This is a genomic window from Pseudomonas vanderleydeniana, assembly GCF_014268755.2.
GTDB lineage: Bacteria > Pseudomonadota > Gammaproteobacteria > Pseudomonadales > Pseudomonadaceae > Aquipseudomonas > Aquipseudomonas vanderleydeniana.
Genome location: NZ_CP077093.1, coordinates 4,738,240 through 4,759,869 on the forward strand (window position 1 = coordinate 4,738,240; position 21,630 = coordinate 4,759,869).

Annotated in this window: 19 protein-coding genes and 1 pseudogene; 16 read left to right on the top strand and 4 right to left on the bottom strand. The window is 61.7% G+C overall.

Annotation, left to right across the window (positions count from 1 at the left end; all coding sequences use genetic code 11):
• Positions 1-96 precede the first annotated feature (96 nt).
• The gene (locus HU752_RS21240) at positions 97-882 is read right to left on the bottom strand and encodes a class II aldolase/adducin family protein (protein ID WP_186675682.1); all 786 of its coding nucleotides are present in this window, start codon (positions 880-882) and stop codon (positions 97-99) included.
• A gap of 89 nt (positions 883-971) precedes the next feature.
• Positions 972-2,027 carry an ABC transporter substrate-binding protein gene (locus HU752_RS21245; RefSeq protein ID WP_186675679.1) on the bottom strand — a complete coding sequence of 352 codons (1,056 nt, stop codon included), beginning with the start codon at positions 2,025-2,027 and terminating at the stop codon, positions 972-974.
• Positions 2,028-2,234: 207 nt separating this feature from the next.
• Between HU752_RS21245 and HU752_RS21250 the strand changes: the two genes are divergently transcribed.
• The 8 genes from HU752_RS21250 (at position 2,235) to lysA (ending at position 13,098) form a co-directional block, all read left to right on the top strand.
• Positions 2,235-4,196: an oxidoreductase gene (locus tag HU752_RS21250; RefSeq protein WP_186675676.1), complete on the top strand. Its 1,962-nt coding sequence runs from the start codon at positions 2,235-2,237 to the stop codon at positions 4,194-4,196.
• A gap of 449 nt (positions 4,197-4,645) precedes the next feature.
• Positions 4,646-5,242 carry a cupin domain-containing protein gene (locus HU752_RS21255; RefSeq protein WP_186675674.1) on the top strand — a complete coding sequence of 199 codons (597 nt, stop codon included), beginning with the start codon at positions 4,646-4,648 and terminating at the stop codon, positions 5,240-5,242.
• Between the two features lie 12 nt (positions 5,243-5,254).
• Complete coding sequence (locus HU752_RS21260; RefSeq protein WP_186675672.1) at positions 5,255-6,355, top strand: DNA alkylation repair protein; 1,101 nt, start codon at positions 5,255-5,257, stop codon at positions 6,353-6,355.
• 324 nt (positions 6,356-6,679) lie between these two features.
• Positions 6,680-8,053, top strand: coding sequence for a nucleobase:cation symporter-2 family protein (locus HU752_RS21265; RefSeq protein WP_186675670.1), 1,374 nt, complete (start codon positions 6,680-6,682; stop codon positions 8,051-8,053).
• 203 nt (positions 8,054-8,256) lie between these two features.
• Positions 8,257-9,609 (top strand): OprD family outer membrane porin, encoded by a 1,353-nt coding sequence (locus HU752_RS21270; RefSeq protein WP_225920049.1) that lies wholly within the window; start codon positions 8,257-8,259, stop codon positions 9,607-9,609.
• Between the two features lie 280 nt (positions 9,610-9,889).
• Positions 9,890-10,672 carry an ATP-grasp domain-containing protein gene (locus HU752_RS21275; protein ID WP_186675656.1) on the top strand — a complete coding sequence of 261 codons (783 nt, stop codon included), beginning with the start codon at positions 9,890-9,892 and terminating at the stop codon, positions 10,670-10,672.
• A gap of 64 nt (positions 10,673-10,736) precedes the next feature.
• Positions 10,737-11,654 carry a LysR family transcriptional regulator gene (locus HU752_RS21280; protein WP_186675653.1) on the top strand — a complete coding sequence of 306 codons (918 nt, stop codon included), beginning with the start codon at positions 10,737-10,739 and terminating at the stop codon, positions 11,652-11,654.
• 205 nt (positions 11,655-11,859) lie between these two features.
• The gene (gene lysA / locus HU752_RS21285) at positions 11,860-13,098 is read left to right on the top strand and encodes a diaminopimelate decarboxylase (protein WP_186675650.1); all 1,239 of its coding nucleotides are present in this window, start codon (positions 11,860-11,862) and stop codon (positions 13,096-13,098) included.
• 108 nt (positions 13,099-13,206) lie between these two features.
• On the opposite strand, the gene HU752_RS21290 is transcribed toward lysA, so the two are convergent.
• On the bottom strand, positions 13,207-13,422 hold the full coding sequence (locus HU752_RS21290) for a DUF2790 domain-containing protein (protein WP_186675648.1): 216 nt from the start codon (positions 13,420-13,422) through the stop codon (positions 13,207-13,209).
• A 297-nt stretch (positions 13,423-13,719) separates the two neighbouring features.
• On the opposite strand from HU752_RS21290, the gene HU752_RS21295 reads away from it, so the two are divergent.
• The 7 genes from HU752_RS21295 to HU752_RS21325 all read left to right on the top strand — a co-directional run bounded on the left by HU752_RS21295 (position 13,720) and on the right by HU752_RS21325 (position 20,769).
• Positions 13,720-14,418, top strand: coding sequence for a YoaK family protein (locus HU752_RS21295; RefSeq protein ID WP_186675647.1), 699 nt, complete (start codon positions 13,720-13,722; stop codon positions 14,416-14,418).
• 306 nt (positions 14,419-14,724) lie between these two features.
• Positions 14,725-15,222: a hypothetical protein gene (locus HU752_RS21300; RefSeq protein ID WP_186675646.1), complete on the top strand. Its 498-nt coding sequence runs from the start codon at positions 14,725-14,727 to the stop codon at positions 15,220-15,222.
• Between the two features lie 35 nt (positions 15,223-15,257).
• Entirely contained in the window at positions 15,258-15,776 is a 519-nt protein-coding gene (locus tag HU752_RS21305; protein WP_186675645.1) for a hypothetical protein, read from the top strand.
• Between the two features lie 261 nt (positions 15,777-16,037).
• Complete coding sequence (locus tag HU752_RS21310) at positions 16,038-17,936, top strand: GAF domain-containing hybrid sensor histidine kinase/response regulator (RefSeq protein WP_186675644.1); 1,899 nt, start codon at positions 16,038-16,040, stop codon at positions 17,934-17,936.
• A gap of 444 nt (positions 17,937-18,380) precedes the next feature.
• Complete coding sequence (locus HU752_RS21315; RefSeq protein ID WP_186675643.1) at positions 18,381-19,094, top strand: hypothetical protein; 714 nt, start codon at positions 18,381-18,383, stop codon at positions 19,092-19,094.
• A 379-nt stretch (positions 19,095-19,473) separates the two neighbouring features.
• Positions 19,474-20,097, top strand: a complete 624-nt coding sequence (locus tag HU752_RS21320; RefSeq protein WP_186675642.1) for a trimeric intracellular cation channel family protein — start codon at positions 19,474-19,476, stop codon at positions 20,095-20,097.
• A gap of 357 nt (positions 20,098-20,454) precedes the next feature.
• A complete protein-coding gene (locus HU752_RS21325; protein WP_186675640.1) occupies positions 20,455-20,769 on the top strand; it encodes a DUF6124 family protein in 315 nt (104 codons plus the stop codon).
• 94 nt (positions 20,770-20,863) lie between these two features.
• On the opposite strand, the pseudogene HU752_RS21330 reads toward HU752_RS21325, so the two are convergent.
• Positions 20,864-21,046, bottom strand: a pseudogene (locus HU752_RS21330) (hypothetical protein); the annotation flags it as partial.
• A gap of 32 nt (positions 21,047-21,078) precedes the next feature.
• On the opposite strand from HU752_RS21330, the gene HU752_RS21335 reads away from it, so the two are divergent.
• Entirely contained in the window at positions 21,079-21,627 is a 549-nt protein-coding gene (locus HU752_RS21335; RefSeq protein WP_186675637.1) for an RNA 2'-phosphotransferase, read from the top strand.
• Positions 21,628-21,630 lie beyond the last annotated feature (3 nt).

A 21,630-nucleotide genomic window follows, 5' to 3' on the forward strand; every position in this document is an offset into this window, starting at 1 on the left:
TCCCACAAGGCGTCGCGGTAACCACAAACATTGTGAGCGCCGCAAAACTGTGGGAGCAGGATTCATCCGCGAACAGGGCCCGAGAGCTCAAACTCATCAGTCGCGGTAACCCGGCGCCACCCGCTCCAGCAACCGCAACATCGCCGACCACGCCAGCTCCATGGCATCCGGGTCGGTCAACTGCCCCTCCTCCACCGGCCGCCCCGGATCATTGAACTGTCGCTCGGTGTGCACGCACACCTCATGGGACGGCAACACCAGCTCGCCACAGGCCTGCGCCGTGACCTGGATCTCGCACGCCTTCTCCAGGTAGTACATGCGCAGAAACGCCTCGGCCACCGTCTTGCCCACGCTCAACAGGCCATGGTTACGCAGGATCATCACCGACTTGTCGCCCAGGTCCTGCACCAGCCGGGCCTGCTCATCCATGTCCAGCGCCACGCCTTCATAGTCGTGATAGGCGGTGCGGCCATAGAACTCCATGGAAATCTGGTTTACCGGCAACAGCCCGCACTTGAGCGCGGCCACGGCGCAACCGGCCTTGGTGTGGGTGTGCAGCACGCACTGCGCATCCTCGCGGGCCCCGTGGATCGCACTGTGGATCACGAAGCCGGCCGGGTTCACCGCATACGGTGATGCCTCGACCGCCCGTCCATCCAGGCCGATCTTCACCAGGCTCGAGGCGGTGATCTCATCGAACATCAGTCCATAGGGGTTGATCAGGAAATGGTGCTCCGGCCCGGGCAGGCGCAGGGAGATGTGGGTGAAGATCAGGTCGGTCATGCGAAAATGCGCAATCAGCCGATAACAGGCCGCCAGTTGTTCGCGCAGTTGGCGCTCGATGGCAGCCGGGGCGGCGGCGGTGTGCAGAAGGTCATTCAAGCGGATCACTCCTACAGGCAGGGAATTGGAATGGGCCGGGCGCCACGGCAGCGCCCGGCACGGGTTGGCGACACAAGCCACCCACTACTTTACTTGCTTGCCCACGCATTGAAACGCTCTTCGAGCTCTTCGCCGTGATCGACCCAGAAAGCGACGTTCATGGACAAGGCGCCCTTGAGATTCTGCGGTGCGGTCGGTACCCATTTCGCCAATGCCGGGTCGAGCCGGGCGGCGGCCAGGGTATTGGTCGGGCCGTAGGGAATCTGCTTGACGTAATCGACCTGGGCATCGGGCTGGTTGGCGAAGGCGATGAAGCGCTTGGCCTGGTCGACGTGTTTCGAACCCTTGATGATCGCCCAGTAGTCCATGCCGTACAGGCTGCCCGGCCAGACCAGGCCCAGGTGGCTGCCCTGCTGCGCGGCGGAAGCCACCCGGCCGCTGTAGGTCGAGGTCATCACCACGTCGCCGGCCATCAGCCATTGCGGCGGCTGGGCCCCGGCCTCCCACCACTGGATGTACGGCTTGAGCTGGTCGAGCTTGGCAAAGGCACGGTCCACGCCCTGCGGCGTGCTCAGCACCGAATAGACATCCTCGACCTTCACCCCGTCGGCCAGCAGGGCAAATTCCAGGTTGTACACCGCACGCTTGCGCAGGCCGCGCTTGCCGGGGAAGGTCTTCACATCCCAGAAGTCCGCCCAGGAGGTCGGTGCCCGCGCCAGTTTGTCGGTGTCGTAGGCCAGCGCCACGCTCCACACCAGCGCCGCCGAACCGCATTCCTGCGCGGCATCGGGAATCAGTTGGTCGGCATGGCCGAGCTGTTTCCAGTCCAGGCGTTCGTACATGCCCTCGTCGCAACCACGGGCCAGGTCCGGTCCCTCGATCTGCACCACATCCCAGTCCACGCTGCCGGTGTCGACCATGACCTTGATCCGGGCCATTTCACCGTTGTACTCGCTCTGCATCAGCTGGCTGCCGTCCCTGGCACTGAAAGGCTTGAAGAACGCCGTGTCCTGGGCCTTCTGCCCGGCGCCACCGTAGCCGACAACCACCATCTCCTGGGCCGCCTGGGCGCTGCCCAGCGCAAGGCCCAGGGCCAGGACCGAAAACAAGGGATAAGAACCGTACTTGCAGGCATTCGATTTCATCGATGAATCCTCGTGCGGTATCGCCCGGGCAGGCCGCCCGCGACGATCCATTTTCTTGTTTTATGAGGTACGCCCGATGAACAGGCGTGATTTGAAGCTACGCAAGGGACAGTAAAAAAACAAGTTGATTTTTTACTGAAGGTAAATTTTTATAGCCACATAATAACAACCACCCGGCCGTGATTCCGGGTCGCCTGGAGAGTCGCCATGTCGTCGTCCCCGACCGCCTTCACCCACCTGTTCGAGCCCTTGCAGTTGCGTGGCAAGCGCCTGAAGAACCGCATCATGTCCACCGGGCACGACACCTCCATGCCCACCGACAATCGGGTCAACGACCAGCTGGTCGCCTACCACCAGGCACGGGCCGAAGGCGGTGTCGGGCTGATCGTGCTGCAGGTGGCGGGGGTGCACGACAGTGCGCGCTACACCTCGCATGTGCTGATGGCCACCGACGACGCCTGCATCGACGGCTACCGGCGGCTGGCCGAGGTCTGCCATGCCCAGGACACGCTGGTGCTGTCGCAGGTGTTTCATCCGGGGCGGGAAATCATGGAGTCCAGCGATGGGCTACTGGCCGTCGCCTACTCGGCCTCGTGCGTGCCCAACGAACGCTTTCGGGTGATGCCCCGGGCCCTGGACCAGGCGATGATCGACGAAATCATCGCCGGTTACGCCTCGGCCTCCCGCCGCCTGCACCAGGCCGGTATCGACGGCGTGGAAGTGGTTGCCAGCCATGGCTACCTGCCCGCGCAATTTCTCAATCCACGGGTCAACCGGCGCACCGACGCCTACAACGGCGACCTGGACCAGCGCCTGCGTTTTCTCCACGAAGTGATCGCCGCCATTCGCGCGGCGACCGGTGCGGACTTCATCATCGGCCTGCGCATTTCCGCCGATGAGCGCGACGCCGAAGGCCTGACCGAGGACGAGTCGCTGGCCGCCGTGGAACGACTGCAGGGCGAGCTGGACTATGTGCACATCGTCGCCGGGACCTCGGCCTCCCTCGGCGGCGCGGTGCACATCGTGCCGCCGATGGCGATCGAGCCGGCCTACCTGGCGAAGGAAGCCACTACCTTCAAGGCTCGGCTGTCGATTCCGCTGTTCGTCACCGGGCGGATCAACCAGCCCCAGGAAGCCGAACTGATCATCGCCCGCGGCCAGGCGGACGTGTGCGGCATGACCCGCGCCCTGATCTGTGACCCGCAGATGCCGAACAAGACCGTCAACGGCCACGCCGAGGACGTGCGTGCCTGCATCGCCTGCAACCAGGCCTGCATCGGCCACTTCCACCGGGGCCTGCCGATCAGCTGCATCCAGCACCCGGAAACCGGCCGCGAACTGCACTACGGGCAGTTGCTGGCGACGACCGCGCGCAAACGGATCATGGTGGTCGGCGGCGGCCCCGCCGGGATGAAGGCGGCAGCGGTCGCCGCGCAACGAGGGCATGAGGTGACGCTCTTTGAGGCCGGTTCGCAACTGGGCGGCCAGGTGCTGCTGGCGCAGTTGCTGCCACGCCGCAGCGAGTTCGGCGGGGCCAGCACCAACCTGCAGCGCGAATTGGAGCTGGCCGGGGTGCGCGTGGTGCGCAACACCCGGGTCGACCGGGCGCTGGTGGAACGCGAGCGCCCGGACAAGGTGATCGTCGCCACCGGTGCCGAACCCTACTGGCCGGCCTTCGAGCGCGGTGGCGAGCTGCAGGTGGTGGACGCCTGGCAGGTGCTGCGCGATGAAGTGCCGATCGGCCGCTCGGTGGTGGTGGTCGACTGGCGCTGCGACTGGATCGGCCCGGGGATTGCCGAGCGACTGGTGCGCGCCGGGCACTCGGTGCAACTGGCGGTCAACGGCACTCACTGCGGCGAGAACCTGCCGTTCTATGTGCGTGACCAACTGGCCGGCGAGTTGCACAAGCTGGGTATCCCGATCACCCCCTATGCCCGCCTCTACGGCTGCGACGACAACACCGTGTACCTGCAACACACCGCCAGCGGCGAGCCGATGCTGTTCGAGGAGGTCGACACCCTGGTGCTGTGTCAGGGGCACCAGCCGGTCGATACCCTGGGCGAACAGTTGCAGGGCCTGGTCGACTTCCAGCGCATCGGCGACTGCCTGGCGCCACGTACGGTCGAGGAAGCGATCTACGAGGGGTTGAAGGTCGCCTGGAACCTCTAGTGTGCTGTGTGGCTAATTCGCATACTCAACTCCGGGCCCGTGGCTTCGCCAGGCTGCGTTGCCATTCCTCGCCGTAGCCCTGCTACGACTCGTCATGGCGCCTTGCCTGGCAAACCCCCGGGCCCGAATTTGAATATTCGAATTAACCGTACAGGACACTAGGCAGCAGTGGGCAGCGGCCATGAACGGGCACCGCGTGCGGGTTGAGACCCGATGTGGCGAAAGCGCTCGTCGGATCGCCGCTCTCGGCGACGCAGCAGTCGCAGAACCCGCGGGCGCCTGTTATCGGGTGAATCGCGGCCGGCGGTTTTAGGGCCGCTTCGCGCCCCAGCGCGGGCAAGCCCGCTCACCACAAGTCCAGGGGCGGGCTCAAGCTCCTGGCCGGGCCGACTCTCCCTACCACCACCAACTCCCTTATACTGCGCCCCTTTCAAGGACCGGAGCAGGCCATGAGCAACGCCCCCACGCCCGCCGGCGACAGCAGCGCCGCCGGCCCGCAGTTTCTCGGTACGCGCATTCGCGGCCTGCGCAAGCGCCGTGGCATGACCCTGACCGAGCTGGCGAGCCAGTCCGAGCTCACCGCCGGCTACATCAGCCAGCTGGAGCGCAACCTCGCCTACCCGTCGATCCCGGCCCTGTTCAACATCGCCCGCAGCCTGGGCGTGACCATCCAGTGGTTCTTCGCCAGCGAGACCACCACCGCCCCCGAAGACAGCGGCTACGTGGTGCGCAAGAACAGCCGCCTGAGCGTGCACTACGAGGACGGCATCGTCGACCAGTTGCTGACCCCGCAGCCCAACCGCCAGCTGGAAATCCTCCACTCGCGCTTCCCACCAGGCACCTACAGCCAGCAGAGCTACAGCCACGACGGTGAAGAAGCCGGCTACCTGCTCTCCGGCCGCTTTGAGCTGTGGGTCGGCGAGCGCCATTTCCAGTTGTCCGAAGGCGACAGTTTCAGCTATTCCAGCCAGGAGCCGCACCGCTACGGCAACCCCGGCGACGTCGACGCGGTGATCATCTGGGTCATCACCCCACCCACCTTCTAGGCAGCCCCCTCCATGAGCACCGAACAAGCCGCCCCCGCCCTGAAGGAAATCTTCAACAGCGAACGCCTGCACCACATCGCCAGCGAGATGCAGGCGGTGTACCCCGCGTTCGACAGCGCCCAGTTTCTACGTCTCACCCACGACGGCCTGGCAGAACTGTCGATCATGCAGCGCCTGGCTAGGGTCAGTGAAAGCCTGCACGCGGTGCTGCCGCTGGACTATCGGCAGTCGATCGAGGTGCTGCGCCAACTCGCCCCGCGCCTGAACAGCAGCTTCGTCAGTATCAGCCTGCCGCACTACGTCGCCCGCTACGGCGCTGATGATTTCGAGCTGTCGATGGAGGCGCTGAAGTACTTCACCGCCTTCGGCTCCTCCGAATTCGCCGTGCGGCATTTCCTGCTCAGCGATTTCGAGCGGACCCTGGCGGTGATGAAGGCCTGGTCGCGGGACGCCAACGAACACGTCCGCCGGCTTGCCAGCGAAGGCTCGCGGCCGCGCCTGCCGTGGTCGTTCCGGCTGGCGCGGATCCAGGCCGACCCGAACCTGGCGGCGGAGATTCTTGACCAGCTCAAGTGCGACGACAGCCTGTACGTACGCAAATCGGTCGCCAACCACCTCAACGACATCACCAAGGAACATCCCGACTGGGTGCTGGACCTGCTCGAGGGCTGGTCGCTGGACGACCCGCGTACCGCCTGGATCGTCCGCCATGCGCTGCGCAGCCTGATCAAGCAGGGCCACCCGCGCGCGCTGGCGCTGATGGGCGCCGGAGCCAGGGCCCAGGTCGAAGTCCACGACTTCAGGGTCGAGCCGGCGCAGATTCGCCTGGGCGAGAGCGTCACCCTGTCCTTCACCCTGGTGTCCACCGCACCGAGCAGCCAGAAGCTGGTGATCGACTACGGTATCGACTACGTGAAAGCCTCGGGCGGCACCTCGACCAAGGTCTTCAAGCTCAAGACCCTGCACCTGGCCCCTGACGCCAACGAAACCCTGAGCCGCCGCCAGCACATCCGCGAACTCACCACCCGTCGCCACTACAGCGGCCACCACGCCGTGCACCTGCTGATCAACGGCGAGCGCCTGGGCAGCAGCGGCTTCGACATTCTCGACTGACTCACCTGGCACCTGTAGAAAGTCCCCTGGTACTGGGCAAGGCTCACGGGCCTATTCGCGGGCAAGCCGCGCTCCTACGGGTTTCGCGGCCCTTGTGGGAGCCGGCTTGCTGGCGATCCGCCAGAGGCGGCCAGCCAATGAAATCAGCGGCGCACGGCCCGCCGCTATCGCCAGCAAGCCGGTTCCCACACCCAGCGGCGCTCGTCTTCACCGAGGCGGGCCAAACCACCGGGCCTGCGCTTGGACCATAAACCCTACAGATAGTGCTTCACGCCCCAGGCCATTGCAGTAGAATCGCCGCTCTTTTTTTCCAGGGCACTCGCCATGACCTCTCACCAGACCCCGCCCACCGCGCCCCAGGCCAACGAACTGATCCTCGGCCTGGAGGACCGGCCCCGCCTGCTGATCGGCCTGCTCGCCGCACTGCAACACCTGCTGGCGATCATCGTGCCGATCGTCACCCCCGGCCTGCTGATCTGCCAGGCGCTGGGCGTGTCGGCCCGCGACACCAACCTGATCGTCTCGATGTCGCTGGTGATCTCCGGGATCGCCACCTTCGTCCAGTGCCGTCGCTTCGGGCCGTTCGGGGCGGGGCTGTTGATCGTCCAGGGCACCAGCTTCAACTTCGTCGGCCCGCTGATCGCCGGCGGCGCGCTGATGGTCAAGCAAGGCACGCCGGTGGAAGCGGTGATGGCGGCGATCTTCGGCGTGGTCATCGCCGGTTCGTTCGTCGAGATGGGCATCTCGCGCATCCTGCCCTTCGTCAAGCGCATGATCACCCCGCTGGTGACCGGTATCGTTGTGCTGATGATCGGCCTGACCCTGATCAAGGTCGGCCTGATCAGCATGGGCGGCGGCTTCAGCGCGATGAGCAACGGCACCTTCGCCAACGGCGAGAACCTGCTGCTGTCCGGCGTGGTGCTGGCGATCATCGTGGTGCTCAACCGCATCCCGCTGGTGTGGATGCGCAGTTGCGCCATCGTCATCGCCCTGGCCGCCGGCTATGCCCTGGCCGGCTACCTGGGCCGCCTGAACTTCACCGGCATGCACGAAGCGCCGCTGTTCCAGGTGCCAACCCCGCTGCACTTCGGCCTGGGCTTCTCCTGGTCGCTGTTCATTCCGATGCTGGTGATCTACCTGGTGACCTCGCTGGAAGCCATCGGTGACGTCACCGCCACCAGCAAGGTCTCGCGCCAGCCGGTCGAAGGCCCGCTGTGGATGCAACGGATCAAGGGCGGCGTGCTGGTCAACGGCGCCAACTCGCTGCTGGCCGGGGTGTTCAACACCTTCCCCAGCTCGATCTTCGCCCAGAACAACGGCGTGATTCAGCTCACCGGCATCGCCAGCCGCCACATCGGCAAGTGGATCGCCCTGATGCTGGTCCTGCTGGGCCTGTTCCCGGCGGTGGCCGGCGCGATCCAGGCCGTGCCGGAGCCGGTACTCGGCGGCGCGGCCATGGTCATGTTCGGCGCCGTGGCGGCCTCGGGCATCAACATCCTGGCGAGCATCACCCTCGATCGCCGCGCGCTGCTGATCATCGCCGTCTCGCTGGCCCTGGGCCTGGGTGTGTCGCAGGTGCCGGAGTTCCTCGCGCACATGCCGGCGGCGCTGCGCAACGTGCTCGAATCCGGCGTGGCCACCGGCGGTATCTGCGCGCTGGTGCTGAACTGGTTCCTGCCGCCTTCGCCAAAGAACTGAGGATTTAACCAGGGTGACGGCCCGCCGCGCCGTCACCCTGGCTGCCTGAAACCCCAGTAAACCCCGCCACCAAAAGTTCATTTCCTAAATTTAATTTCATCCGCCCGCCCCCGCCTTTGACTCGGAACTGTCACATGGCCACCGCTTAATTGTTTCAAGAGTTTTCAGCTCTTATTTCAATTTAGTGTCCAGGATCCGAACCAATGAACAAGCTGTTTAGTCCCATGATGGGTGCCGCCCTGGCGAGTGTCATGATGTCTGCCCACGCGGATTTCATCGATGACAGCCATGCCGACGTGACCCTTCTCAACCGCTACCTGAACCAGCAGGGGCGCGACATCAGCGGCAGCAGTGCCAAGGCCCACAGCATTCGTGACTGGGGCCAGGGTTTCCAGTTCGACTTCAAGTCCGGCTACACCGAAGGCACCATCGGCCTGGGCCTGGACCTGCAGGCTTTCTACGGCCTGAAGCTCGATTCGGGCGGCGACCTCAACGACAAGAACCACCAGGGCCGCTACCCCGGCAGCATGTTCCCGCTGGATGACGGCAAGTCCGCCGACCAGTTCGGCGTGCTCAGCCCGACCTTCAAGGCGCGCTTCCTCAAGGACGAACTGCGCATCGGCACCCTGTACCAGAACAACCCGATGCTGGCCAACACCGACGGCCGCCTGTACCGCCAGACCAACACCGGCGCGCAACTGGTGTCCAAGGACCTGGACAACTTCACCTTCACCGTCGGCGACATCAACCAGACCAAGATCCGCAACGAAACCGGCGACACCGGCATGATCACCGCCGGCGGCACCAAGAAGAGCGATCGCTTCCTCTACGGCGGTGCGGACTACGCGGGCATTCCGGGCACCACCCTGAGCGCCTGGTACTCGAGCCTGCAGGACTACTACCAACAGGCCTTCCTCGGCGCCAAGCGCCATGACGCCCTGCCTGTCGGTGCCCTCGACACCGACTTCCGTGCCTACCGCAGCCTCGGCATCGGTGGTAACGGCGACGGTGACAGCGAATACGCGGCAGCCGGCTACTACGGCAACGGTATCAGCAAGGGCCGGATCAACCAGTCGACCATCAGCCTGATGGAAAGCTACAGCCTGGCTGGCCACACCGTCGGCCTGGGTATCCAGAAGAACAGTGGCGACAGCGACTTCCCGTACCTGGACTCGGGCCTCAACAGCGGCGACAACCGCCAGGGCCCGGGCTCGGGTGCCGACACCCCGGCGCTGACCAACCTGCAACTGAACAAGTTCCAGCACGCTGGCGAGCGTACCTGGATGGCGCAGTACAAGTATGACTTCGCCCAGTTGGGTATCGACGGCCTGAAGTTCGCCGCCACCTACGCCCACGGTGATCAGGTCCGTACCGCCGCCAACAGCGACGCCAGCGAATGGGAGCGCGACCTGGCGCTGACCTATGAAGTACAGACCGGCCAACTGAAGGGCCTCGGGGTGAAATGGCAGAACGCCCACGCTGCCCCGGAAATCACTGGCCAGACCATTCAGGATGAAAACCGCTTCTATGTAAGCTACGTCATCCCGCTCTGGTAATCCCCGCCCTGCTCCCGGTTCTCCGATCGTTCCCACGCTCCGCGTGGGAATGCCTCCCCGGACGCTCGGCGTCTGTTGTTGTGACGCAGAGCGTCACGGGCTGCATGCCCACGCAGAGCGTGGGAACGATCAGAAGCCCGACAATCGGAACGGCGCCAGGCCCCACCTGTGGGAGCAGGATTTATCCGCGAATAGGCCTTCAATCCAGGCGCAAAGACGTGACAACCCCCTCGGACTTTGCAACCCTGCGCGCTATCGTCAACCCAGCGAAGCGCCGACCATGCACCTTCTCTACCCCAGTGATCCTTTCGACCCGCAACAGCCGGACGAAACCTATCGCGACGAGTACACCGCCGCCTTGGCCGAGGGTCTGAGCGCATCCCTGTTTTCCTTTGACGATTTCGAGGCTGGCACCTTCAAGGCCCGCCCTGCGATACCAACTGGCGCGACCGTGCTCTACCGGGGCTGGATGTTGACCCCGGAAAACTATGCCAGGCTGGTCGACTGCTGGCAGCAGCGTGATCTGCAGGCCTTTACCAGCGTCGAGCAATATCGGCACTGCCACCATCTGCCCCAGTGGTATCCCCTGCTGACCGAACACACCAGCGAAACCCGGGTACTGGAGCCGGATGCCGACTTCGTCGACGCCCTTGGCGACCTGGACTGGCCCGGCTACTTCATCAAGGACTACGTGAAGTCCCTGAATACCGCCGGCGGATCGCTGGTCGAAACACCGGAGCAGATCCAGGCCGTCGTCGACCTGATGCAGCAGTACCGTGGACAGATCGAGGGCGGTATCTGCGTGCGCAAACGCGAGGACTATCGCGAGGAGACGGAACAGCGTTACTTCGTCTTCCTGGGCAAGGCCCACGCTGAGAACGGCGCCGTGCCCAGCATCGTCGAGGATTGTGCTCGACTCATTCAGAGCCCGTTCTTTTCAGTGGATGTCGTGCTCAGGGCCGACGGCGTGCTGCGTATCGTCGAACTCGGCGACGGCCAGGTTTCCGACCGCAAGACATGGCCTGCCATGACCTTCGCCAAGCTGCTCAAGGCACAACCTTAACGGACAGGCCCTGCCCTGCCCCGAGATAACCCGCGCCCCGCGCAACATCGAGAACTCAAGGAACGTGGCCAAACTCAACTTCAGGCACATGGAAATCTTCTGGGCCGTGATGACCACCGGCAGCGCCACGGCCGCAGCCGAACTGCTGCACACCTCGCAGCCCACCGTGAGCCGCGAACTGAGCCGCCTGGAGTCCATCACCCAACTGGTGCTGTTCAAGCGGGCCAATGCCAAGCTGATTCCCACCGAGCAGGCACTGCGGCTGTTCGAGGAAGTCGAGCGCGCCTATTTCGGCATGGAGCGGATCGAGCGCACCGCCGAGGCCATCCGTCAGCACAAGAACGGCCAGATCGCCCTGGTGACCTTGCCGGCGTTCTCCCAGGCCGTGCTGCCGATGGTCTGCAAACGCTTTCTGGAACAGTTTCCGGAGGTCGCCCTCAGCATCACCCCGCAGGAACCGCCCCTGCTCAATGAATGGCTGTCCTCCCAGCGCTACGACCTGGGCTTGATCGAAGACGCCAACATCCCGATCGGCACCGAAAGCGACTGCGTGTTCACCTCGGACATGGTCTGCGTCCTGCCGCCGGACCACCCCCTGACGGCCAAATCGGTGCTTGCGCCCGAGGACTTCGAAGGCGAGCCGTTCATTTCGCTGGCCGCCAACGACCCCTACCGCAAGAAGATCGATGCACTATTCCAGGAACATGGCGTCAACCGCCGGCTGCAGGTGGAAACCCATAGCGCGGCCGCAGTGTGCAGCACCGTCGCCCACGGTGTCGGCGTGTCCACCATCAACCCGCTGACAGCACTCTCCTACGTCAACCTCGGGCTGACCATTCGCCGCTTCGCCCTGTCGATCCCCTATTCCATCCGCGTGGTGCGCCCGCTGCATCGCCCCCATTCCGTGCTGGTCGACCAGTTCGTCGAGGCCCTGCGCGAATGCTGCCAGGCACTCGAAGCCCAACTGGCCGAGATCCCGTAGCAGATCTCATGAACAAGCGGGGCCAACCACCCATATCAGAAATGAATGGATACCCCGCAAACTGATATTTTTTATTCCCACAGCCCGATGCTAAAAATGCGCACCCAGGCCCGGTGCGCGTCAGGACAGCGCTCGACCGCACCGACCTGGCTTCAGCCCACCTGGTGAACCCCAGGGAAAATGCCTTTCAGCCCGAGCTTGCCCCATGACCCTCGAACAGCACGCCGCACACGTTGCCAAAACCCATGGCACCCCCGTCTGGATCTATGACGCCGCCGTCATCCGCGATCGCATCCGCACGCTGAAGACCTTCGACACCGTGCGCTTCGCCCAGAAAGCCCTGTCGAACCTGTCGATCCTCGGCCTGATGCGCGAGGAAGGCGTGAAACTCGACGCCGTGTCCCTCGGCGAAATCGAGCGGGCGATCAAGGCCGGCTTCAACCCACGCAGCAACGTCGACGGCCCGTCGGACCTGGTCTACACCTCGGACGTATTTGATCGCCAGACCCTGGCGCGCATCGTCGAGCTGGGTGTCGAGGCCAACCTCGGCTCACTGGACATGATCCAGCAACTGGGCGAGCTGTCGCCCGGGCACCGCGTGTGGCTGCGCATCAACCCGGGCTTCGGCCACGGCCACAGCCCCAAGACCAACACCGGCGGCCCCAACAGCAAGCACGGCATCTGGCACGAGCAGCTTCAGCAGGCGCTCGAACTGCTGAACAGATACGACTTGCACCTGGTCGGCGTGCACGTGCACATCGGCTCCGGCGTCGACTACGGCCATCTGGGCCAAGTCTGCGAGGCCGTCAGCCAACTGCTGGAACAGATCGACCAGCCGATCGAGGCGCTGTCGGCCGGGGGCGGACTGTCGGTGCCTTACCGCGAAGGCGAGGAACCGATCGATGTGCAGCACTACTTCTCGCTGTGGGACGCGGTGCGCCGCCACGCCCAAACCCGCTACGGCTGCCCGATCCGCCTGGAGCTGGAGCCTGGCCGCTTCCTGGTGGCCGAATCGGGCACGCTGGTCTGCGAAGTCCGTGCGGTCAAGCAACAGGGCGCCAACCCCTTCACGCTGGTCGACGCCGGCTTCAACGAACTGATCCGCCCAACGCTCTACGGCAGCTACCATCGCGTGTCGCTGGTGGCCCAGGCACCGGAGCGCGCCCCGATCAACACCCTCATCGCCGGCCCGCTGTGCGAATCCGGTGACGTCTTCACCCTCGCCGGCGACGGTGCCCTGCGCTTCGAAACCATGAGCCAGCCCAGCATCGGCGACCTCATCCTGTTCCACAACGCCGGGGCCTATGGCTCAAGCATGTCCTCGAACTACAACTCGCGGCCCCTGGTGCCGGAGTACCTGCTCGATGGCGAAGCTTCACGCCTGATTCGCCGCCGGCAGACCTTCGACGAACTGCTGGGCCCGGAACTGGCCTGCCTGGGCTGATCCCCAAAAACCTCGCGGCGTCACCCCGTGTTTACCGGGTGACGCCGCGTTGGGCGTTACAGGCTTCAGGGGGCTCAGCCATTGAGGGCTCCCACCCCGCGCTTCATCTCAATCCCCGGCACAGCCGTTGCCCCAGGTCTTGTAGTCGTACACCTTGGTCTGCCCATCGGGCGTCTTGTAGGTCATCTTCGCGTTGGTAATCCCGCAGGCATAGGGATTGGAGTCTACGCGGATCACTTCAGCGACATCTTTCTTGTCCAGGGCAAACGCCTGGGCACTGAACAGAACGGCGGCAACGGTCAAGCATTTCACATAGATATTCATGGCAACTTCCTCAATAGGGAAAACAAAAACCGACCCGGCAAACCCGGTAGAAGGCGTTGAGTGCAGACTCGCAATCGAGTGTTATCCGAGGATTAAGAAAGTTATGAATAAAGTTAAACAAACCGTTATAAATCAGTTAAAAGAAAGTTAATAACTCGATTTTATAAATCGTAATTTATTCCATTAAAAAACATGAAAATTTGTTTATGAAATCTGCGATGATTCCGCTACCCGGACCTGCGGCCTCCTCGACCCGATCTGCCGCAGCCGCCCACCAGCCAGCCAGGAGCCCAACGGATGCTGCCATCAGCCCCTCTTCTTTCCGGAAACCGCCTGCACCTGCGCCGTTTGCGCGGCCGGGTGGGATTGGCACTGGTGGCGTGCCTGTCCTTCCTGGCTGGCATGACCGACGCCATCGGTTTCCTCGCCACCGGTGACTTTGTCTCGTTCATGAGCGGCAACACCACGCGCCTGGCGGTAGCGATCGGCGAGGGGGACCTGTCGATGGCGCTGCGCCTGGTCGCGGCGGTGGCCGCGTTCATCGCCGGCAACGTACTGGGCGTGCTGGCCGGACGTGTCGGTGGCCGGCGTTCACTGCCCTTGCTGCTGTGCGTCGCCACCCTGCTGTGCATCGCCGCGATACTGCCGTTCAATACGCGCGTACCGGCACTGCTGACCGCGATCATTGCCATGGGCATGCTCAATGCAGCGGTCGAACAGGTCAACGGCCTGCCGATCGGCCTGACCTACGTCACTGGCGCCCTGTCACGCTTCGGCCGTGGCCTGGGACGCAGGCTGCTTGGCGAAAAACGCGATGGCTGGCGGGTGCAACTGGTGCCTTGGAGCGGCATGCTGCTGGGGGCAGTGTTTGGCGCGCTGCTGGAGCGTCGCATGGGCGTGCAGGCGCTGGTGGTCAGTGCCGCGATCGCCGCCGTGCTGGGGCTGCTGGCGCTGCGGATTCCGCATCAGTGGCAAAAGGACTTCATGCCAAGGTGAGGGGGTCGCCCCTCCCCGCTCAACACGCAAGCGTGTAGAGACTTCTTTTTGTAGTACTACGGCTACAGCCACTTCCCACACATATTCGCGCATCACTTCATGGCAGTTTTTATTATTTCCAAATAATAAAAAACCTATCCGTTCAGCCAGTTATTAAACCCCGCCAAACAATATCAAATATCCACTTACAAAAGAGCAGCACCCACGCTCTTTCAACCAATTAAGTGGCGACCACTTCCCTCGCAGACAGAGGGCGGCATCGCCTTCTTTTGGGCACCAAAACCAAAGTTCAATCTGGAGTCACACATGAAAATCGGCCACCTGTTGTTAGGCGCCTCGTTGCTGCCGGCCATCAGCTTTGCCCAAATACCTCTGCTGTCTTCGCTTCAGGCCAAAGGCATTCAAGTCACGGCCCTCGATGATGACAGCCTCAGCAAGATCCGAGGCACCGCAAGGATCACCGGGCATCCCTACCCCAGCGTCACGCAGGGTTTGAAGACCTACAAAATTCGGTTGAAGCGCTTTGGCAACGAGCACGAATACCGGTCCTATTACTCGATCGGCAGGGACTGGAGCCCACACAAAAAACAAACGTACACAGACGCAGAAACCGGAAAAACCTATCACGTTGCCGGCGATCGCTGGCTTGCAGACAAGTCAGATGCCCCCGGTGGGCACTGGAGCGCCAGTCACGCTGTGGAAGTGGATTCCCACTATCAAGCCCTGGACAAGAACGGCGCACCCCTCAACTTCGGCTGGAGGGAAACCACCTGGAATCGACCCATCTCTACGTTTTCCTGGTAGTTGCGCAACTAGTCAAATTCCCAAAAGGCAAGCACATGAACGTCAATAACACCCTCTCGTCATACACATACAACCCGTCTACTCCCAAGACCACAGCTCAGCAAATACAAAGCCAGGAGCGTTTTTCGATAGAACCTTCCAGCGATACAAAAAACACCTCAGACAAAGTCAGCCTCAGCGTGGCTGGCGTTGAAATGTCCGACCTGATGGACCCACCTCTGCCAGTGGGCGCCATACCAAGCTGGCTGGGCGAATTCGCGACAAAGGTTACATTTCCATCGGAGCGAGCGGCCCAGGGGCGCGCAGGCAGCCTGGAGTTGGATCCACGGTTCTCAAATCTTTCGTCCGCAGAAGCTGACGAGTACTTCTCACTGCTGCAATCTCACACGAATGCCCTGTACGAGCGAAACGGCCTGATCGACGACGAATCGACCTACGCTGCCTTCAACTCCCGCTCAACGAACGAAAGGCTTCATCAGGAATTCCTCGAAGGCATCAGGAACGACCCACGGATGTCCGAACTGACCGGCCGCCTCGGCATTGCGCTCTCCTAAGTGCTCTGGCATTTGCTCGCCGAGCCGCGCTCCAGCAGCGTGGCCGGCGGCTGTCTCTGCGCAAAGCCGGGAGGAAACTTTTGCACATGGCCTACAGTCCCACAAGCACAGGGCTGTAGTTCAACTCATCACGCGCCCTTCTTTTCAGCGTAACGTGTAGCAATCATCAAGTTTACTGACCGCAGAGCCCTCTCTCATCGTGCCTTGGCACGTTTGCTGATACCCTGCGCACCGCTCAAGCCCGGCTCCATAGGAGCAGCCATGTCCGTTCTCCATCTCGTCCCATCCGTTGCTCCGGCAAGTAACGCCTCCACAGTCGAGCAATCCCGCTGCGACATCGACTTTCTGCATGGCATCAGCCTTGCGCTCATCGGTGAACAGGACCTCAATGCCCTCCACCGGAAAATAGTCGATGCGGCGGTCGCCATCACCGGCTCGCAGTTCGGGACCATGCAGCAGCTCTGCCCCGAGGGGCATGTCTCGGGACACGGCGGCGAACTGCAACTGCTCTGCTCGCACGGTTTGCCGGCAGACGCGGTCGGCTTCTGGCAATGGGTAAGCCCCGCGGCCTACAGCAGTTGCACCATGGCGCTCAAGCTCGGCGAGCGGGCCATCATTCCCGACTTCGAACAGTGGACCGACATTTCGGGCACCGAGGACCTGATGGCCTTTCGGCGAGCCGGCATCCGTTCGGCGCAGACCACGCCCCTGCGGTCTCGCACGGGCCAGTTGCTGGGCATGATCTCCACTCACTGGACGCACCCTCACCAACCCTCTGCCCGTGACCTGCGGCTGCTGGACATTCTTGCGCGACAGGCCGCCGACCTGCTGGAGCGCACGATCGCGGAAGATGCGTTGCGCGCCCGCGAACAGGAGCTGGCGCGCACCGTCAATCTGTTGCGTGAAGCCGAAGAACAGCAGGCCAGGGTTCAGGCCGAGCTGCTCAACCTCAACGAGACCCTCGAACAACGCATCGCTGAACGCACCGCCCTGCTGATGCAGTCGGAAGAGCAACTGCGCCAGTCACAGAAGATGGAAGCGGTCGGGCAACTGACCGGTGGCCTTGCCCACGATTTCAACAACCTGCTGGCGGGTATTTCCAGCGCCCTGGAACTGATGAACCGGCGCATCGAGCAAGGCCGCGTGACGGAAGTGGGCAAGTACATGGCCGCGGCGCAAGGTGCGGCAAGCCGGGCAGCGTCCCTGACCCATCGCCTGCTGGCCTTCTCCCGCCGGCAGACCCTCGAGCCACGCGCCACCAACGTCAACGCGCTGATGTACGGCATGGCCGAACTCATCCAGCGCACGGCGGGGCCGACTGTCATTCTCGAAACCAGGGCCGCCGAAGAGGCCTGGCCGATCCACGTCGACGCCAGCCAGCTGGAAAACACCCTGCTCAACCTGTGCATCAACTCCCGGGACGCCATGCCCGATGGTGGACGCATCACCCTGGAAACGAGCAACCAGTGGCTGGACCGCACCGCGGCCCGCGCCCACAACGTCCCGGAAGGGCCTTATTTGTGCCTGTCCGTCACCGACACCGGTACCGGGATGTCCCCGGAAGTGATGGGCCGGGTATTCGAGCCGTTCTTCACCACCAAGCCGCTCGGCCAGGGAACGGGCCTGGGCCTGTCCATGATCTATGGCTTCGTCCAGCAATCGGGTGGGCAAATTCACATCCGGTCGGCGCTGGGTGAAGGCACCTGCGTCTCGATCTACCTTCCGCGCTACCAGGGCATCCCGCTCAATGCCGAAGCCATGCCTGACCTGTCGACCCAATCCACGGCGCAGCACTGTGAAACCATCCTGCTGGTGGACGATGAGTCAACGGTGCGCATGCTGCTCGCCGATTACCTGGGGGAGCTGGGCTACACCGTCATCCAGGCCGCCGACAGTCTGGAAGGGCTGAGGTTGCTGAGGTCCGGTGCACACATCGACCTGCTGCTGACGGATGTGGGCCTGCCCGGTGGAATGAATGGCCGGCAAATGGCCGAGGCCGGCATGGACCTACGTCCCCAGCTCAAGGTTCTGTTCATCACCGGCTATGCCGAGAACTCGGCAATCAGCGATGGCGAACTGCCCTGCGGCATGCAGGTCATGACCAAGCCGTTTGTACTGGATAGTCTGGAGAATCGTATTCGGGAGATATTGACGGTGTAGGTTCTCAGCACGCTCTCGGTCAACGCGACGGCTGGAGCGCAAGATGGGCGTGCAGGGGGCTGGGATGAATGCGATGAAGATCACCTGGTCCCATGGCTACGGAGCAAGCTCATATGGGAAAACTCTTTTCCAGAAAAGAGTCACCATGTATGCCCTGGCCTCATCCCCGATAAAGGTGACGTATTTACTTTTCAGTCGTCACCTTTTCGTCGCACAAAGTATCAAGACGGATCCCCGAATCTGGACGATTCAACACATCGCCTTGCACTACGGACGAAGCGCTAGCCTAAGGGCCCAACTGGATACTCACCGGCTTTGAGCTCTGGCGACACCGCCCTCATCAAATTTTGAAGCAGCGGCTTATTTCATGATTCGGTATAATCCAAGCAGTATCTATTTAGGGTACATGCAATCGGTTTTGACGTTTCAACCAAGGAGAAAAGGGTGGATATATCCAAGCTGGATAATGCAACGCTAAGTGAAAAAATTGGCTACATTTATGAGAATGATCATCCGCTATGGGCTCCACTGTGCTTGGTCCTAAATTCAAGCGGCCTTGGGTTTGTTGACCGCTTCCTATCTAAAAAGGCAATTGACTTCGAGCTACGGCAAATCCGACTACTCATTTCCGAGCTTAAAAAATACTCGCTAACCTCCACCCCCTCGGACTCGCCAGATCTCATCCCTGCACTTCGGATATCTATTAACGCCATTAATGAGTCACTAAGCAAAGAGAAAGTCCGAGTTTTCGCATCTATTCTGGCCAATCTCTGGAACCAAAAGACAAGTAACTGGGATGCAACATCTCAAACCCTACGCCTCGTACGCGATCTGGAAGACATCCATTTCCTCGTGCTTTCAGAAGCACACAAGCTTCACAATGCAGAGACTGGCAGAGGTATTTTTTCTGTGGGTGGAAAACTCTCGCTCGCCACATGTGCAATTGAAGACGTACTACCGAGCGATCTAGACCCCATGTTGATTGACTCTTGCGTGTCAGACCTTATTGCCAAAGGACTTCTCAACGATTCGTTCATCAGCAATAACTCACTTGAGACAGATATTGAGCTCTCCCCCACGAAAGCACCTGTGACTTACTCAATATCTGATCTTGGCATTTGGCTCATCAAACAGATAACCCCCGCAGACCTTAATTAAGAGCCCCATAAACCTAACTCGCATCCAGCAAAAGGTGACAGCAAAAGGTGACGGATTTATTTACAGCATAAATAGAAATAAATTCGCCACCTTCTCTCAGCCACCTTTCCTCAAATTATCAAAAACCTCAACGACACAAATAAAATGCAGATCTCCTGCGCTCCCCACAAAAAAAACAACTGAGGCATTTCAACTATAATGATATCCAAGTGATGCAGCGATACTAAATTTCCACTATTTTGGCGTCAATCACACCTCGCCCCACACCGATCAAAGAATGAATATCAGCCAAAATCGACCTTCGACTTGGCCGGCCGCTCTATGCTTACGTACAGCGTTCTCATATCACTGCTCCAGGCCATGAATGGAACTGCGCCTCATGAAAACCCGAGTCGAACACGTGGTGCTGCTAGCAGACCTGGCCGGCACCGCTGTATTTGCCATCGAAGGTGCCGTCAGCGCCATGCGCGCGGGGCTGGATCTATTGGGCGTGATGGTGATTGCCTTCATCGTCGCCCTGGGCGGTGGCGTCACCCGTGACCTGCTGATCGGCGCCACGCCCCCCAACGCGATCCGCGACTGGCGCTACCCGGTGCTGGCCTTTGCCATGGGGCTGCTGGCCTTTGTCTTCCACACCCAAGTGCTCAACCTCTCGGAGTCATTGCTGACCCTGCTGGACACGGCAGGCCTGGCCCTGTTCGCCATCGCCGGCGCGCAGAAGGCGCTGAACTTCGGCATCTCGCCCTTCGTGTCGATGTTGATGGGGACCATCACGGGGGTGGGTGGCGGGGTCATTCGCGACATCGTGCTGGCGCGGATTCCAATGGTGCTGCAGGCGGACCTGTATGCCAGCTCCGCCTTCAGCGGCGCCGCCGTGCTGATCATCGCCCGCCGCCTGGGCGTACCACCGGTCACAGCAGCGCTGCTGGCAGCGGCAGCCTGCATCGCTTTGCGCCTGGCCTCGGTGACTTGGGGTTGGCAACTGCCGAGAATCACGGTTTGAAACAGAAAGCAGACACGCCCAGACGAGCCAAAGCGGGACAACTCCCTTTCCCCTGAGTGAAATTTCCTAGAAAATCCCCAGCGCTTGTTTGCGCCTGATCCCGTGGCTAGGCTTCGACTCATCACTGCTCATCAGTGATCGGGTTTGGTAGCCCGCGTTATCTCCAGGCGCATAAAGCGCTCATCTCCATGCAACTGGACGCCGTCGTGTGTCCGCCTGCATGCGTCATGGCGGCTGTGCGTAGGGCGTCCTCGGACGCGCCGGGTTCCTGGAGTTCCGGTCTACCAACCTGCGTACAGCCGCCACCCAATCGTTTGGTAGCGATAAGTGATGGCCCCACACTCCAGGAGCGCATCAATGTTCAAGATAACCCCCAATCCCCCGGTCTCATCCCATACAGAAACCGTCGCCCCTCATGTCGCCGATCGAGCCTTGTCTCACTACGACCTCGGGCCACTGCGCAACCGTCTGCCTGAACCCAAGAGCCAGGAAGACGCACTGGTCATCGTCTACTCCATCCTGCAATCGGCAGCCGCCACCGCCTATGAAAATGCGGACAGCCAGACCGGCTCGAACCGCAAGGTCGCCATGGGCGTGGTGCACCTGATCGAAATGGCGCAGATGTGGATGGACTCGGTATTGGATAAACCAGCGGCCAGCGTTGATAGCTGACAAGCCTGGGGCTCAACAGAACGGGAAGCGTCACTTCCCGTTTTCACTGAAAGAAGGCTGCCACTCACGCATCTTCTTCATTGGCCCCCGGACAGATAGTCACAACGGGTTTGACTGGCTCACGCAGTTCGGCGCGACGAAAGAAGTCTTCGCCCAGCTCCGGCATGTCACGGGTATCGATGTCCTGATCAGCCTGCTTGGCTAGCCGATCCCAGTCAGTTCCCGATGCTTTGTGCTCGCCTGACTCGATATGATAATTTTTAAAAAGAACAAACATGCTTCACTCCGGAAAAAACAAAAAAGGAAAAAATGAACACTAAAAAACTCACCGAAACCAGCAAGTTCCTCAGCTACGTTCTACGACACGAACCGCAGTCCATCGGCCTCCAACTGGACACCGAAGGCTGGGCAGACATCGACGCCCTGATCGCCGGCGCAGCCCATTCAGGCCGCACCCTGGACCGCGAGCTGATCCAGGCGGTTGTCAGCAGCAACGACAAGAAGCGCTTTGCCCTTTCCGACGACGCACGCCGTATTCGAGCCGTGCAGGGCCACTCCACCGAAACGGTCAGCATCCAGCACATCGAGAAACAGCCTCCCGAGGTTCTGTATCACGGCACGGCCACCCGCTTCCTGGAATCGATCCAGCAGAAGGGATTGATCCCGGGCTCCCGCCACCATGTGCACCTCTCGCAGGAAGTGAACACCGCCGTTGCGGTCGGACAGCGATATGGAAAGCCGGTGGTACTGGAAATCGATGCGTTGACCATGCATCAGCAGGGTTTCAAGTTCTTCCAGGCCGACAACGGTGTCTGGTTGACGGACCACGTCCCGACTTCATTCATCACCCAACAGTAACCA

Bases quoted from the DNA above. Each gene is read 5' to 3' on its own strand.
- HU752_RS21245 (WP_186675679.1), bottom strand. From the start codon at position 2,027: ATGAAATCGAATGCCTGCAAGTACGGTTCTTATCCCTTGTTTTCGGTC.
- HU752_RS21250 (WP_186675676.1), top strand. From the start codon at position 2,235: ATGTCGTCGTCCCCGACCGCCTTCACCCACCTGTTCGAGCCCTTGCAG.
- HU752_RS21255 (WP_186675674.1), top strand. From the start codon at position 4,646: ATGAGCAACGCCCCCACGCCCGCCGGCGACAGCAGCGCCGCCGGCCCG.
- HU752_RS21260 (WP_186675672.1), top strand. From the start codon at position 5,255: ATGAGCACCGAACAAGCCGCCCCCGCCCTGAAGGAAATCTTCAACAGC.
- HU752_RS21265 (WP_186675670.1), top strand. From the start codon at position 6,680: ATGACCTCTCACCAGACCCCGCCCACCGCGCCCCAGGCCAACGAACTG.
- HU752_RS21270 (WP_225920049.1), top strand. From the start codon at position 8,257: ATGAACAAGCTGTTTAGTCCCATGATGGGTGCCGCCCTGGCGAGTGTC.
- HU752_RS21275 (WP_186675656.1), top strand. From the start codon at position 9,890: ATGCACCTTCTCTACCCCAGTGATCCTTTCGACCCGCAACAGCCGGAC.
- lysA (WP_186675650.1), top strand. From the start codon at position 11,860: ATGACCCTCGAACAGCACGCCGCACACGTTGCCAAAACCCATGGCACC.
- HU752_RS21290 (WP_186675648.1), bottom strand. From the start codon at position 13,422: ATGAATATCTATGTGAAATGCTTGACCGTTGCCGCCGTTCTGTTCAGT.
- HU752_RS21295 (WP_186675647.1), top strand. From the start codon at position 13,720: ATGCTGCCATCAGCCCCTCTTCTTTCCGGAAACCGCCTGCACCTGCGC.
- HU752_RS21300 (WP_186675646.1), top strand. From the start codon at position 14,725: ATGAAAATCGGCCACCTGTTGTTAGGCGCCTCGTTGCTGCCGGCCATC.
- HU752_RS21305 (WP_186675645.1), top strand. From the start codon at position 15,258: ATGAACGTCAATAACACCCTCTCGTCATACACATACAACCCGTCTACT.
- HU752_RS21310 (WP_186675644.1), top strand. From the start codon at position 16,038: ATGTCCGTTCTCCATCTCGTCCCATCCGTTGCTCCGGCAAGTAACGCC.
- HU752_RS21320 (WP_186675642.1), top strand. From the start codon at position 19,474: ATGAAAACCCGAGTCGAACACGTGGTGCTGCTAGCAGACCTGGCCGGC.
- HU752_RS21325 (WP_186675640.1), top strand. From the start codon at position 20,455: ATGTTCAAGATAACCCCCAATCCCCCGGTCTCATCCCATACAGAAACC.
- HU752_RS21335 (WP_186675637.1), top strand. From the start codon at position 21,079: ATGAACACTAAAAAACTCACCGAAACCAGCAAGTTCCTCAGCTACGTT.